The organism is Niallia sp. RD1 (assembly GCF_024219955.1).
Taxonomy (GTDB): Bacteria; Bacillota; Bacilli; order Bacillales; family Cytobacillaceae; genus Niallia; species Niallia alba.
Window position 1 is genome coordinate 4,120,010 of sequence record NZ_CP100420.1, and the last position, 13,371, is coordinate 4,133,380.

At 34.7% G+C, this 13,371-nt stretch carries 14 protein-coding genes and 1 pseudogene; 12 read left to right on the plus strand and 3 right to left on the minus strand.

The window, feature by feature from the left end; all coding sequences use genetic code 11:
• Positions 1–425: 425 nt before the first annotated feature.
• A complete protein-coding gene (locus NKG37_RS19685; RefSeq protein WP_169189678.1) occupies positions 426–1,052 on the minus strand; it encodes a ribonuclease H1 domain-containing protein in 627 nt (208 codons plus the stop codon).
• 159 nt (positions 1,053–1,211) lie between these two features.
• Between NKG37_RS19685 and NKG37_RS19690 the strand changes: the two genes are divergently transcribed.
• The 7 genes and pseudogenes from NKG37_RS19690 to NKG37_RS19720 all read left to right on the plus strand — a co-directional run.
• Positions 1,212–2,972 carry a sensor histidine kinase gene (locus NKG37_RS19690; protein WP_016203728.1) on the plus strand — a complete coding sequence of 587 codons (1,761 nt, stop codon included), beginning with the start codon at positions 1,212–1,214 and terminating at the stop codon, positions 2,970–2,972.
• Positions 2,965–3,705 (plus strand): LytR/AlgR family response regulator transcription factor, encoded by a 741-nt coding sequence (locus NKG37_RS19695; RefSeq protein ID WP_016203727.1) that lies wholly within the window; start codon positions 2,965–2,967, stop codon positions 3,703–3,705. Before NKG37_RS19690 ends, NKG37_RS19695 begins: the two co-directional genes overlap by 8 nt.
• A 163-nt stretch (positions 3,706–3,868) precedes the next feature.
• Positions 3,869–5,665: a carbon starvation protein CstA gene (cstA, locus tag NKG37_RS19700; RefSeq protein ID WP_254415167.1), complete on the plus strand. Its 1,797-nt coding sequence runs from the start codon at positions 3,869–3,871 to the stop codon at positions 5,663–5,665.
• 130 nt (positions 5,666–5,795) lie between these two features.
• Complete coding sequence (locus tag NKG37_RS19705) at positions 5,796–6,440, plus strand: EAL domain-containing protein (protein WP_145999716.1); 645 nt, start codon at positions 5,796–5,798, stop codon at positions 6,438–6,440.
• A 92-nt stretch (positions 6,441–6,532) separates the two neighbouring features.
• Positions 6,533–7,462, plus strand: coding sequence for a glutaminase A (gene glsA, locus NKG37_RS19710; RefSeq protein ID WP_169188603.1), 930 nt, complete (start codon positions 6,533–6,535; stop codon positions 7,460–7,462).
• 121 nt (positions 7,463–7,583) lie between these two features.
• Complete coding sequence (gene speD, locus NKG37_RS19715) at positions 7,584–8,390, plus strand: adenosylmethionine decarboxylase (protein ID WP_101731152.1); 807 nt, start codon at positions 7,584–7,586, stop codon at positions 8,388–8,390.
• 288 nt (positions 8,391–8,678) lie between these two features.
• Positions 8,679–8,981, plus strand: a pseudogene (locus NKG37_RS19720) (amidohydrolase); the annotation flags it as partial.
• Positions 8,982–9,049: 68 nt separating this feature from the next.
• Here the strand turns inward: NKG37_RS19720 and NKG37_RS19725 are convergent.
• Both NKG37_RS19725 and NKG37_RS19730 read right to left on the minus strand, forming a co-directional pair.
• Positions 9,050–10,171, minus strand: coding sequence for a site-specific integrase (locus tag NKG37_RS19725; RefSeq protein WP_254415168.1), 1,122 nt, complete (start codon positions 10,169–10,171; stop codon positions 9,050–9,052).
• A gap of 256 nt (positions 10,172–10,427) precedes the next feature.
• The gene (locus NKG37_RS19730; protein WP_254415169.1) at positions 10,428–10,781 is read right to left on the minus strand and encodes a helix-turn-helix domain-containing protein; all 354 of its coding nucleotides are present in this window, start codon (positions 10,779–10,781) and stop codon (positions 10,428–10,430) included.
• A 379-nt stretch (positions 10,782–11,160) separates the two neighbouring features.
• On the opposite strand from NKG37_RS19730, the gene NKG37_RS19735 reads away from it, so the two are divergent.
• The 5 genes from NKG37_RS19735 to NKG37_RS19755 all read left to right on the plus strand — a co-directional run bounded on the left by NKG37_RS19735 (position 11,161) and on the right by NKG37_RS19755 (position 13,368).
• Positions 11,161–11,382, plus strand: coding sequence for a DNA-binding protein (locus NKG37_RS19735; RefSeq protein ID WP_254415170.1), 222 nt, complete (start codon positions 11,161–11,163; stop codon positions 11,380–11,382).
• A 43-nt stretch (positions 11,383–11,425) separates the two neighbouring features.
• Entirely contained in the window at positions 11,426–11,632 is a 207-nt protein-coding gene (locus NKG37_RS19740; RefSeq protein WP_254415171.1) for a hypothetical protein, read from the plus strand.
• A 42-nt stretch (positions 11,633–11,674) separates the two neighbouring features.
• Positions 11,675–11,902 (plus strand): hypothetical protein, encoded by a 228-nt coding sequence (locus NKG37_RS19745; protein WP_254415172.1) that lies wholly within the window; start codon positions 11,675–11,677, stop codon positions 11,900–11,902.
• Positions 11,903–12,009: 107 nt separating this feature from the next.
• On the plus strand, positions 12,010–12,597 hold the full coding sequence (locus tag NKG37_RS19750; RefSeq protein WP_254415173.1) for a host-nuclease inhibitor Gam family protein: 588 nt from the start codon (positions 12,010–12,012) through the stop codon (positions 12,595–12,597).
• 126 nt (positions 12,598–12,723) lie between these two features.
• On the plus strand, positions 12,724–13,368 hold the full coding sequence (locus NKG37_RS19755; RefSeq protein WP_254415174.1) for an ERF family protein: 645 nt from the start codon (positions 12,724–12,726) through the stop codon (positions 13,366–13,368).
• The last annotated feature ends 3 nt before the right edge of the window (positions 13,369–13,371 follow it).

Here is a 13,371-nt window from a genome sequence, read left to right on the forward strand (position 1 = left end):
TTTCAATCACAACAAGAGGCTGGGATAGAACAAAATATATAATAGATAAAGACGAACAATCTCTCATTTAGTAGCGAAACCAACTCGTTCCATCATTTTTTTAAAAGAAAATATAATGAGTAGGAAATACAAAGCAGCCTGAATACATGCAGACTCCTATGGGAGCTGCGAGAAAGTCCAAGACCCTGCAGGAACGGGGAGGCTGGCGCTTGCCCCATGGAAAGCGAAGTATATTCAGGCTGCGGGGATCACCACAAACCTTCTTTCTTAAAATAAATAAAACCCTAAACAATTATACGAACTTTCTTAGCATGTACGTATAATCGTTTGGGGGTATTGGGTTGAAAATACTTATGTCCCAGCTTCTTCATCGTATTTTTTTATGAGAAGCTTATTTTACGCTATCATATCGGACAAAAAGTTCGTTATTTGCGACCAAAGTCGGCCTTAATCTCCCCATACTTATTGGTATCCCATTTTAAAATCTTATTTGAATAACTGTTTTCTTTTAGCCATTTTTCTGCGCGCTCCATTAATTTCCATAATTCCTCTGTTCGTTTATCTCTTACTAATGTAGTATTTGCTTTTTTATTACGAACCCAAGATAATGCTGTCATACTGTCGCTGTATATAGTTGTGTTCTTACCTTGTTTTTGCAGTAGACTTAATGCATGGACAATCCCTAAAAATTCCCCAATATTATTGGTACCGAATACAGGACCATAGTGAAAGAGAACTTCTCCTGTTTTCGTATTTACTCCTCGATATTCCATCAAGCCAGGATTTCCACTACACGCCGCATCTACTGATATACTATTTTCCTCAATAGCCTCAAAAGAAGTGCTAGCCTGCTTTTTAGAAGTAGTACTTTTTGAAGCAGTTTTTGTTACATTTCCACCTTCATTAAAAGCTTTTTCTGCTTCCTCTAATGTTGGAAAGGATTTAAATGATGCTCCTTTAAATCCTTTTGTCTGTCTTTCGCATTCCGCCCAAGTAGAAAAAATCCCTGCTTTTCTGCCATTCCATACTACGTAATATTTTTTTCCTGCCATATAATCATCCAACCTTTCACACCTATTGGTTAATCATATCATACGAGTGAGTCGAAATAAAAATATACAGAATTTCTTATAAACCTCTTGAAAAGGCTTTCTATAAATCTTGTAATTTACTATAATGATGTTGAGTAAAATAGGAAGGTGGGGAATATATTGCTACAGCTACTTCCACTAATGATTGAACGAGTCGGTATTTTAGTTATCTTTGCCTTCTTATTGTCGAGGATCAAGATTTTCCGTTCCATTATCCATAATGAATCACAATGGCAAGATAAACTATCTTTAATTTTCATCTTTGGCGCCTTCGGAGTTATTAGTAACTATACTGGAGTAGAAATATTAAAAGGAAGCATTAGCACGCATACATGGCAGCATGAATTAGATGTTTCAAGTGCTATTGCCAACACAAGAATTATGGGTGTTGCTATTGGTGGATTGGTTGGTGGGCCATTAGTAGGTTTAGGCGTGGGATTAATAGCTGGTCTTCATCGCTTAACATTAGGCGGTTTTACTGCATTAGCCTGTGGCTTGTCTACCATCATGGCAGGGTTATTGACCGGCTTAATCGGTAAGAAATACTCCATTAAACAAGATTCTGCCAGCAAAGCAGTGATTATCGGCATTGCGATGGAAATTATTCAAATGGTATTTATCCTTTTGATTGCGTCGCCATTCCAACTTGCACTCGAACTAGTTAAGATTATTGCCTTTCCTATGATTGTCATTAATGGCTTTGGGATGCTAATTTTTATTTATATTATTCAAAACATTCTCTTAGAAGAGGAAAAAACAAAAGCAGCACAAACAAATATTGCCTTAAATATTGCACAATCTACCTTAGCTTACTTTCGGCAAGGGCTAAACCCGGAATCTAGCAAACAGGTTGCTAAAATTATGTTAAAAGCAACCAATGCTGATGCTGTGTCTATAACAAATAAGTCGATTGTTTTGGCACATGAAGGCCTTGGTGGAGATCACCATATTCCTTTAGAAAAAACGTCTACGAAACTAACAGAAAGAGTGTTAAGAGAAGGAAATATATTAATCGCCAAAAATAAAGATGAAATACAGTGTAGCAATCAAGCCTGCCCACTACACGCAGCCATTCTATTACCCTTAAAAGCAAATAATAAAACAGTCGGCACATTAAAACTTTATTTTGCCAATCCTAAAAACATTCAATTAGTAGAATATACATTAGCTGAAGGATTGAGTAAGTTATTTTCCTTACAGCTTGAATTAGCAGAGGCAGAGCTACAACAAAAGTTGTTGAAGGATGCAGAAATTAAAGCACTGCAAGCACAAGTCCATCCTCATTTTCTCTTTAACAGCATGAACACAATTTCGGCGCTTATCCGCACAGATGGGGAAAAGGCTCGGCAGATGATTCACAAATTAAGTACCTATTTCCGCAGTAACATCCAAGGTTCCAAAAATATGTTAATCCCTTTAAGTCAGGAATTAGAACATGTCCATGCCTTTTTAGCATTAGAAGAAGCTAGATTTCCTGATAAATTTATTTTAAATGAATCCGTGGAGTCTGAATTAAAAAAAGTTCTTATTCCGCCTTTTACTTTACAGCCTTTAGTAGAAAATTCGATTCGGCATGCTTTTTCAAAAGGTACAGTAGGAACGATAACGATATGTGCTTATAAAGATAACGACAAGATGGTGTTAATAACAGAAGATGATGGCAAAGGCATGAGTGAAGATACTCTTTACATGATTGGTCAAAAAAATATCACCTCTAGCACTGGTACTGGTACTGCACTTTGGAATATCCAGGAAAGAGTGAAAAAGATATATGGAGATAAAGGGAGATTTACGATTGAAAGTGAATGGAATAGAGGAACAAAGGTGATGATTACATTACCATCTAAGGAACCAACGATCTGGAGGGGAGTAGATGATTAAAGCATTAATAGTGGAAGACGAACCATTAGCAAGAGATGAATTAAGGTATCTTTTAAAAAGAAGCAATAAAATGGAGATAGTGGCAGAATGTGATGATTTAGATACTGCTTTACAAGTAATAGATGATCAAGAAATAGATGTTATTTTTTTAGATATCCAGCTTGGAGAAGAAAACGGAATGAATTTAGCAGAGCGCATAAAAGAAAAACGAAATGCACCAGAAATAGTCTTTGCTACGGCTTTTGATGAGTATGCACTTCGAGCTTTTGATGTGAATGCTGTTGACTATTTATTAAAGCCGTTTGAAGAAGAACGCATAAATCAAACCATTGTAAAACTGCAAAATAGGAGAGGCACGAAAAAGAATGACACATCAAAAAATAACCAAAGCACTACTCCAATACAAAAAAATAAATTAGCCGTCACGACAAATGACAGAATTAAGATCATTGATTTAAATAAGATTGTCTATATTAGTGCACAAAATGGCAAAACATTGCTTGTTACGGAAGAAGAGCAATTAGTCATTACCTTTACTTTAACGCAATTAGAACAAAAATTAGTAAACAGCCCAATCATGAAAGTACATCGTTCTTATTTGGTTAATAAAGAAAAAATTAGCGAAATTGAACCATGGTTTAACTCAACCTATTTATTATGTATGGATAATGGAGAGAAAGTGCCATTAAGTAGAAACTATACAAAAGAGATTAAGCTGTTATTTGGATTTTAACCTCATTCTTTTCGAAATACATAACTTAACCGACTGGATAAAACCATTGTATTTTATCCAGTCAGTTTTGCATTTCAAAATCATTTCTCTGCATTTTATCATGAAAACGCTTTTTCCTCCTTTTCATTTTTTATAATAAAACCATTAAAGGAGGTAGATAAAAATGAATGCGGTTACAATCGTAATAGCATCTGCATGTATTTTAATGATTGCTTATCGTTTATACGGGACCTTTATGGCGGTAAAAGTATTGAAACTAAATGATAAGGAAAAAACTCCTGCCCATGAATTAAATGACGGCAAAGATTACGTACCAACAAATAAGTGGGTAACCTTTGGACATCATTTTGCAGCCATTGCTGCAGCTGGGCCACTTGTAGGACCTATTCTTGCAGCACAATTCGGCTATTTGCCTGGATTAATTTGGCTCTTGATTGGTGCTGTTATCGGGGGAGCTGTTCATGATGCTGTCGTATTATTTGCTAGTATGCGAAAAAAAGGGAAATCTTTATCTGAAGTAGCAAAAGATGAACTTGGCCCAGTCGCGGGTTTCTGTACAGGTCTTGCGATGCTATTTATCATTACAATTACAATGGCCGGTTTATCCATGGTAGTGCTGCATGCTTTAGAGAGAAATCCTTGGGGCACGTTCTCGGTAGGAATCACCATTCCGATTGCTATGGGAGTGGGGATATTTTATAAAAAGACGGGAAACTTGAAACTATGTACGACTATTGGCTTCATCTTATTAATGATCGGTGTATTTGTCGGACCGATGATTCAAGGTACAGTACTTGGGGATTGGCTAACACTTGATACAAAAACACTTGCTATTATTCTTCCTATTTATGCATTTTTTGCAGCTGCACTTCCTGTTTGGCTACTATTGGCTCCTCGGGATTATTTAAGTAGCTTTATGAAAATCGGCGTGTTTATTGCTCTTATTATCGGTGTGTTTATCATCAACCCAGCTATTGAATTTCCTGCATTTACGGAATTTGTAAATGGCGGTGGACCAGTTATTGCAGGGCCAGTATGGCCTTTCATTTCCATAACGATTGCATGTGGCGCTATTTCCGGATTCCATGCATTTGTTGGCTCAGGTACAACACCGAAAATGCTTGATAAGTGGAGCGATATTAAAGTCGTGGGCTTTGGTGCGATGCTTGTAGAATGTTTGGTAGGTATTATGGCGCTTATTGCTGCTACAGCTCTACATCCTGGTGATTATTTCGCGATAAACTCCTCACCAGAGGTTTTTCAAACACTTGGGATGAGTGTTTCAAACTTGCCAGAATTAAGTCGTGAAATCGGCATTGATTTAGAAGGCAGAACTGGTGGTGCGGTTACATTAGCCGTTGGAATGTCCTATATATTCACAGAAATCTCTTGGTTCTCTCATCTTGCTTCTTATTTCTTCCAGTTTGTAATTATGTTTGAAGCGGTATTTATTCTAACGGCCATTGATGCTGGAACGAGAACTGCACGCTATTTAATTCAAGACTTTCTCGGAGAATTTTACAAACCGCTTAAGAGAGTAGATTGGTTACCTGGTTCCATTTTTGCAAGCGCATTGGCATGTATTATGTGGGGATACCTCTTATTCTCTGGTGATATTAGCTCTGTCTGGGCACTATTTGGTGTATCCAATCAGCTAATGGCAACAATCGGCCTTATTATTGGCGCAACCGTTATACTAAAAATGGCTGATAAGCGAAGATATATGCTTACATGTTTAATCCCAATGGCCTATTTATTCGTAACCGTAAATTACGCCGGTGTTTGGATGGTGAAGAACGTTTATTTAAATCCAGAAGCAGCAGGTTATAATGTGCTAAATGCTGTGCTTTCCATCATCATGCTAATATTAGGGATTATTATCATTATTGCCGCTACAAAAAAATGGTTCGATACATGGAATACTCCTCGAATTCAAGTAGAAACAACAAATCTTTCTTAGAGCTATAGGGTAAATAGCAGGAAGGCTTGCGTAATTCCTGCTGTTTACCTTTTTTTCGCTTTCTTCAAACACACCCATCCTATTCTAATAAAAATAAATTCTCAAATAAAAGAACAAGATAACTAATAAAGTGAAACTTCCATCAATGGGAGTATATGGTTATTTGTCTCCAGATGAATTTATTCCAATCGCCGAAGAATCAAATTTAATATTATCAATTGGCGAATGGGTAATAACACAAGCATTTACACAAAAAAAGCAATGGGACCCAAACGGAAAGAAAGATGTAAAAATGGCTATAAATATTTCAGCTCGCCAATTTCAGTATATTGATTTCCTTCCTTTTCTTCAGCAAGAAGTACTAAGATTACAAGTAAATACAGCAAAAATTGAATTAGAGATTACGGAAAGCATCATGCAAAATATCGAATTAGCAAAAGGGGAATTAGATAATATAAAAAGACTAGGATTTCAAATATCAATTGATGATTTTGGAAAGGGGTATTCCTCTTTAAGTTATTTAAGATCACTGCCTATTGATACGATTAAAATTGATAAAACTTTTATTGATGATATCAGCCATCCAAGACATAAAGGTTCTTTAGCAAAGGTTATTATTGATATGGGACATAATATGAATTTCATTGTAATCGCTGAGGGTGTAGAAACAAAGGATCAAATCGATTTTCTTAAGGATAATCAATGCGATATAGTCCAAGGCTATTTCTATAGCAAAGCATTAACACCTGCTGAATTGGAAAGATTATATCTTTAGATAGTAACCATTTTCTTTTTACATTTCTAAGGGTATACTAAACTCATATTGGTAAAATGTATGCAAAAATCTGTAGTAAAGTTGGTGAAAAAATGCCTTGTCAATCAAATGAAGAATTAGAAAACATTCTGTTAGAAGCAAAACAATATTCAAGTAAAGGGAAGGTTGCCGATTATATCCCCGCACTTAGTAAAGCCAATCCAGCTGATTTATCTGTAGCAATTTATCATTCTGACGGTACTTGCTATTCAGCAGGCTGCATTCATAAGAAAATCACCTTACAAAGTATCTCAAAAGTCATCACATTAGCACTAGCACTCATAGAATCAGGGGAAGAATTCGTTTTCAGCAAAGTTGGCTATGAGCCAACGGGGGATCCCTTTAACTCAATTGTTAAGCTAGAAATGAGTAATCCATCAAAACCGCTTAACCCAATGATCAATGCTGGGGCACTTGCTGTTACCCATATGATTAAAGGTAGTTCAGTAGAAGAACGATTTCAGAAAATCATTGATTTCGTCAAACTTCTGTCGGGAAATCAAGAAATAAGTTATTCAAAAGAGGTGGCTAAATCCGAATTTGAAACCTCTCATTTAAATAGAGCACTGTGTTTTTTTATGAAACAACACAGCATTATAAATGAAGATGTAGAGGAATTATTAGACTTATACACAAAGCAATGCTCTATTGAAGTGAACTGTTTAGATTTAGCGCGAATTGGCATAGTTTTCGCTTTAGATGGCAAAGAACCAATAACAAACAAACAATTAATGCCATCCTCTATTGCGCGTATCTGCAAAACATTTATGGTAACATGCGGAATGTACAATGCATCTGGTGAATTTGCCGTCCGAGTCGGAATTCCAGCAAAAAGTGGTGTTTCTGGCGGAATATTAGGAGCAGTTCCAGCTCGTTTCGGCATCGGAATTTCAGGTCCTGCTTTGGACGATAAAGGTAACAGTGTGGCAGGATTAAAGTTATTAGAAATCCTCGCAAAAAAATATGATTTAAGTATGTTCTAAAAATCCAAATGATCACTAACCTCTCGTTTTAACGAAAGAGAGAATAGTGATTTTTTTGGTTAATCCACTCCCTGTTCGGGTAACATAACAATACTCACATGTTAGGAAAAGGGGGATAAACATGAGTTTAACACCTCAGCAGCGTATAGAGTTACACGGATTTAACAATTTAACGAAATCATTAAGTTTTAATATGTACGATATCTGTTATACCCGAACGAAAAGTGAACGGGAAGCTTATCTCCAATATATTGACGAACAATATAATGCAGATCGACTAACAAAAATTTTAAAAAATGTTTCGGATATTATCGGTGCGCATGTATTAAATGTCGCAAAACAAGACTATGAACCACAAGGAGCTAGCGTCACTCTACTTGTTTCAGAGGGACCAGTAACAGAAGCACCTAAGGAAGTTTTTGAGGAATCACCAGGACCACTTCCAGGCTCAGTCGTTATGCATCTCGACAAAAGCCATATAACGGTACATACATATCCTGAATATCATCCAGATGAAGGAATCAGTACCTTTCGTGCCGATATCGATGTTTCTACATGTGGTGAAATCTCGCCTTTAAAAGCATTAAACTATTTAATCTATTCTTTTGATACCGACATTATGATTATGGACTATCGAGTAAGAGGATTTACCCGGGATATACAGGGGCACAAACTCTTTATCGATCACGATATTAATTCCATTCAAAACTATATTCCAGACGATGTGAAGTCTCAATTTGATATGATTGATGTAAATATTTATCAAGAAAACATTTTTCATACAAAATGTAAGTTGAAACAATTTGACTTAAATAATTATTTATTTGGCTATAAAGAAGATGAACTATCTACATCAGATCGTATCTTTATAACGGAAAAACTTACAGAGGAAATGAATGAGATTTTTTATGGAAAAAATATAAAGTGAAACTGCCATCAGTGAGGGTTTTCTTCCTCCCCAGCTGATGGTTAGTTGAACCAATCAGACCTTTACGGACAGTATAAGTGGTATAAAATAAATCAAAAAATTCGCTGGGCATCTTTACGATAAGGGATGTACCGGTTTTTTTGTGGATAGTTCCTATCAATTTAAAGTAAATGTCTAACCCATAATGCATAAATATACTTTTACAATTATTTTTAAACATTTTTTAGTAGCTTTTTCATAGAAAATTGGTAAACTAGTAATGTAGAAAGATAGAAAGGTGCGAAAATGATGAAACAAATCATCTTAGATGCAATTAATGAAAATGAATCGATATTTAAAAATATAAGTATTTATATTGGCGAAAATCCTGAATTAGGTCATGAGGAATTTAAAGCTTGCAAAATATTAACTGATACATTGAAAGAACATCAATTCGCTGTAGAAACAGGAATTTGTGATTTACCTACTGCTTTTAAAGCAACCTTTGATAGTGGTAAAATCGGTCCTGTGATTGGCTTTATGGCAGAGTATGATGCCTTACCTGAATTAGGTCATGCATGTGGACATAATTTAATCGGGATTGTGGTAATTTAAAAAGAAGCGCTTTGTATCAGTGTTTAAGAGGGCGCTTCTTTTCTTTTGACCACATTTTGACCACATTATGATTCTTTTACGCGTTTTTCGAACAATTCTGCAACGTTTGACTGCATCGAAATAGAAGAATGACTATATGTATCCAAAGTCATTTTTATCGATGAATGCCCAAGGCGATCAGCAACTAATTTAGGATTAACTTTTAACTCTAACAAAATAGTTGCGTGTGTATGGCGTAAATCGTGAATGCGTATCTCTGGTACACCAGCAAGCTTACAAATTTTACGAAAATGACGATTTAGATTAGTCGGTCGGAAAATACTTCCGTTTTCTTTACAAAAAATCAATCCGTTATCTTGGTACTCTTTTTTAAAGAGCTTTTTATATTGTTGATTTCTTTCGATTTGGCTTTTTAACACTTCAACACATACATCATTAATAGCTATCTGCCGATAAGAAGATTCATTTTTAAGCAAAGATAACTTTATTCCATCTTTCGATTCCACAACACTTTGTTTTAAAGTAATAACATTATTAGAAAAATCAATATTCATTCTTGCTAATCCTAAAACTTCGCCTTTGCGCATCCCTGTAAAAGCAGCAAAAGCAAAAACGTTGTAATAAAACCGATCGTATTCTTTAGCAGCAGCAAGAAACTTATTGAGTTGTGCTGCTGTCCAAACATGCAGACTGCTTTTTCGTTTAGCTGATACACTTAACTTTTCAAAAGGGTTCTTGTTAATGAGTTCTAATTCTACTGCGTGATTTAAAATTTGTTTCAAAAATGTGATAGTTTTACGCATTGTCGAAACTTTGTATTTTTTAATATATTCATCCTTGAACTTTTGACCGTGAATAGGTTTTAAATCTTGTAATTTCATATTTCCGAAGAATGGAATTAGTTGCCTTTTAACTGTAGATGCATAACGTTCAAATGTCACTTGTCTTATGTTTGGTTTATGACTAACTAGAAACTCGTTAGCAAATTCAGTAAAAGTTATTTTTGTCGGCTCTATCCATAAACCATTACCAATTTCATAATTTAATTCATTTAATGCTTTTTCTGCTTCTTTCTTTGTCTTAAAGCCACTTTTTGTTTTTTGCTTGCGTTTATTCGTAACCGGATCTCGACCAATATCAACCGTATAACTCCATGTCTTCCCGCGTTTCCTCACATATCCTTTCATTTTTCCTACTCTCCTTTTTACCTGTTCCAACAATTATCAATGTTGCTGTAATTAGTATGGTGTCTTTAGGTAAATCGCTAACTCTAACTATTCTCATACGTTGGTCCCCCTACCAAAAAGAAAAATAAGCAGAACAAATGTTCTTATAATACATAATCTAGTATATCATTATTACGCTTATCTAACGATAAAAAATAGAGGAAAACAATAACAATCTTTCGACATGTTTCGAGTTTGGTAATATTGGTGATTAATATCACTTTTTATCCTTATTATTCACATTTCTTTCCAACATTTCTACTATTTCTGCAAATTTTAACGCTTGTTCGGGGGTTATTCCTTTTTTCTCTAATTCCTTACCAACTATCATCCATTTAACACCAGCATCTTTTAATTCTTGAGGTGGTTCTTTTTTATCTGCTAATAAATCTACAATAGAGACATCTAATATTTCCGCAAAATCTTGTAATCTCTCAATGGGTGGTGTAGTGTTTTCTGATTCGACCTTAGAAACGTATGTGTGTGTTACTCCTAAACGTTTCGCTAATTCTTCTTGTGTCCATCCTTTTCCTTTTCTCAATGATCTAATTCTAACTCCAAATCCCTTCAATGTTCACCCTCCTAATATATAAAAATAGCATAAATACATTATCCTAAAACTTGAACAAATCCACAAGATATAAGTTGCTTATCTTGAATAATAATTCTATTGATAAGATTGTATATTAAAAAATGGAATGAAATAAAACGAAATAAATTGAAATAAGAAGAAAAATAATACACAAAACTACTTGACTAATGATTCAAGTAAAGTTATGATAAACACATGAAATAGAACACTGATTCAATCGCATCACGAAATAAAACTTGAGTTATCATTCAAAAACGAAAGATGTTGTTAACTAATTTTTCTAGCTATGGATATAACTCATTTTTTTATAAGCAAAAACTTGAATTATTGTTCAAATTTAATGGAAGGAGGGTTCTTGATGGGAGCGCAACAAGAATACTATCTTAATTTATTAGTTGATTATCCAGAGTTAATGAAAGCGGAAGACGTTGGAAAATTCTTTGATAAGAAGAGACGTTTCGGTTATGAATTAATGAAACAAACTGATTTTCCAACTACGGAAATTGGTCGCCTGAAGTATGTAACAAAAATCAATTTTGCTAATTGGTTAGCGAATCAAGCAAATTCAAAAATATCTTAATGTGTAGTAGATAACTTAAGTGCGGTAGAAAGAAGGTGGTCTTTTGAAACCTTATGTAGTAAAAACTAGCAAAAAAAATATAGAATTGTTCAGTCTTATCGACCAATTAGACCAATTGAATGAAGATATTTTATATCAAGCAATAAGACGGAAGTCCAAACGCTTAGACGTTATCGAAAAGAGCGCTAAAGAATTAGAATTACTTGCTGTTAAGATTCAAAAACAAGTAGCCAATATGAGAAGGAAGTAATCGCAACATACGAAACTATTACGCAATAAGGAGGTAAGAACATTGGATAACGTACAACTTCTAAATTACATTAACCAATCCCTAAACAGCGGAGCAAGTATCATATTATCAATGGGTAACTTTAATCAAGAAACATATGAGCAAGCAAAGAAAGAAGCTAGAACCGTATTTGGAGAAATGAAGGAAACAGAAAACTTATATGAAGGTTTAACCGTTAAATGCTTGCAAACAGAAAAAGCGAATCTCTATTTCAATGTTTGGCAAGTCTAATAGATTAATAAAAAAACTAACATACGCAGCCACGTAGTTAGTTCCTTAACAAAATACATTACGTACATTCTAACAATAATATATGAAAATATCAAGGAGGATATAAAATGTCAGAAATCAATAGAGAATTAGAAGAAATCATGAATGAGGAAGAAACGTTTACACCATTTGTAGTAAGTGATTTAGAAACTGCGTCTGAAGCCAATAGACGTATCGCATATTTTGAAGAAAAGAAACAAGAGATTGATAAAGTGGTTGAATCGCAATTAGAACCATTCCTAAACAAAATTAAAACATTAGAAGAACATGTACAACGATTAAAAGAGTGGGGAGAAAAAGAAAAGGAACCACTAACCGAAAAACAATCTTATTACGCTAACATGCTGCAATATTATTTATCGGAAGAAATTGAAAAACAAGTAGCTAGTGGGAAGAAACCAAAGAAAACACTTAGCCTTCCATACGGAAAAATCTCGTTTAAGAAACAGCAGCCGGAATTCATTAAAGATGATGATACGTTACTGGAATATGCAAAAGCTAATAACCTTGTTTCAACTGTAGTGAAAACGGATTGGGCATCTATTAAAAAACAAGCGCAAATTCACAATGGTAAATTATACGATCCGAACGGTGAAGTGATTCCAGGTGTAGAAGTAATTGAACGTGCTGATAAATTTGAGTTGAAGCTAACATGATTATTTACTTAATAGCTTCTAAACCTCATATAAGCGGTTCTAACGGCTTCGTTCCGTTCAGCGAGCAAACATATTACGAAATGATAGAACGTGGCGAAATTAAAGAGATTGTGAGCGTGAATCAATATGACTGAACAACGAAAGCTAGTTAAGAAATTATCAGAAGTAATGCAAGAAGTTAAATATATAGAAAAGAAAGGTTTTAACGCTTTCCATAAATACAAATATGCTACAGAATCAGATGTAGCTGAAAAAATACGTGAAGTGTTGGCCGAGAAAATAGTCATGATGATCCCTAACATGACAAACCATAATGTAAGAGAACATGTAAATGCTAAAGGCAAAACAGAATATATCGTTACTGTAGATATGGAATTTACTTTTTATGATGGAGAAACAGGAGAAACGATTGTCTTTAACATGGCTGGCGAAGGTCAAGATGCAGGTGATAAAGCTGTATATAAGGCTATTACAGGAGCGCAAAAGTATGCGTTAATGAAAGTGTTTATGATACCTACAGGAGACGATCCAGAAGGTGATAGTAGCGTAGACGAACGAAACGTAAACAATAATAACACTAGCGGCAATACAAACTTAGCATCTGATAAACAATTGAATCTTGTAAAAAATCTGCTAAATAAAAAAGTTACGGATAAATACGACTTTACCAGTCTGTATACTAGCCTTAAAGAACGCATGAACACAACAGCTGATATGGAAAACTGGACATCATCACAGGCAAGCCAAGCAATCAAAATATTACAAGGATAGGCG

What these genes read in the sequence shown, in the direction of transcription:
- NKG37_RS19755 (WP_254415174.1), top strand. Translation starts at nt 12,724, where the DNA reads ATGACTGAACAACGAAAGCTAGTTAAGAAATTATCAGAAGTAATGCAA.
- speD (WP_101731152.1), top strand. Translation starts at nt 7,584, where the DNA reads ATGAGTTTAACACCTCAGCAGCGTATAGAGTTACACGGATTTAACAAT.
- NKG37_RS19750 (WP_254415173.1), top strand. Translation starts at nt 12,010, where the DNA reads ATGTCAGAAATCAATAGAGAATTAGAAGAAATCATGAATGAGGAAGAA.
- glsA (WP_169188603.1), top strand. Translation starts at nt 6,533, where the DNA reads ATGCCTTGTCAATCAAATGAAGAATTAGAAAACATTCTGTTAGAAGCA.
- NKG37_RS19735 (WP_254415170.1), top strand. Translation starts at nt 11,161, where the DNA reads ATGGGAGCGCAACAAGAATACTATCTTAATTTATTAGTTGATTATCCA.
- cstA (WP_254415167.1), top strand. Translation starts at nt 3,869, where the DNA reads ATGAATGCGGTTACAATCGTAATAGCATCTGCATGTATTTTAATGATT.
- NKG37_RS19695 (WP_016203727.1), top strand. Translation starts at nt 2,965, where the DNA reads ATGATTAAAGCATTAATAGTGGAAGACGAACCATTAGCAAGAGATGAA.
- NKG37_RS19685 (WP_169189678.1), bottom strand. Translation starts at nt 1,052, where the DNA reads ATGGCAGGAAAAAAATATTACGTAGTATGGAATGGCAGAAAAGCAGGG.
- NKG37_RS19725 (WP_254415168.1), bottom strand. Translation starts at nt 10,171, where the DNA reads ATGAAAGGATATGTGAGGAAACGCGGGAAGACATGGAGTTATACGGTT.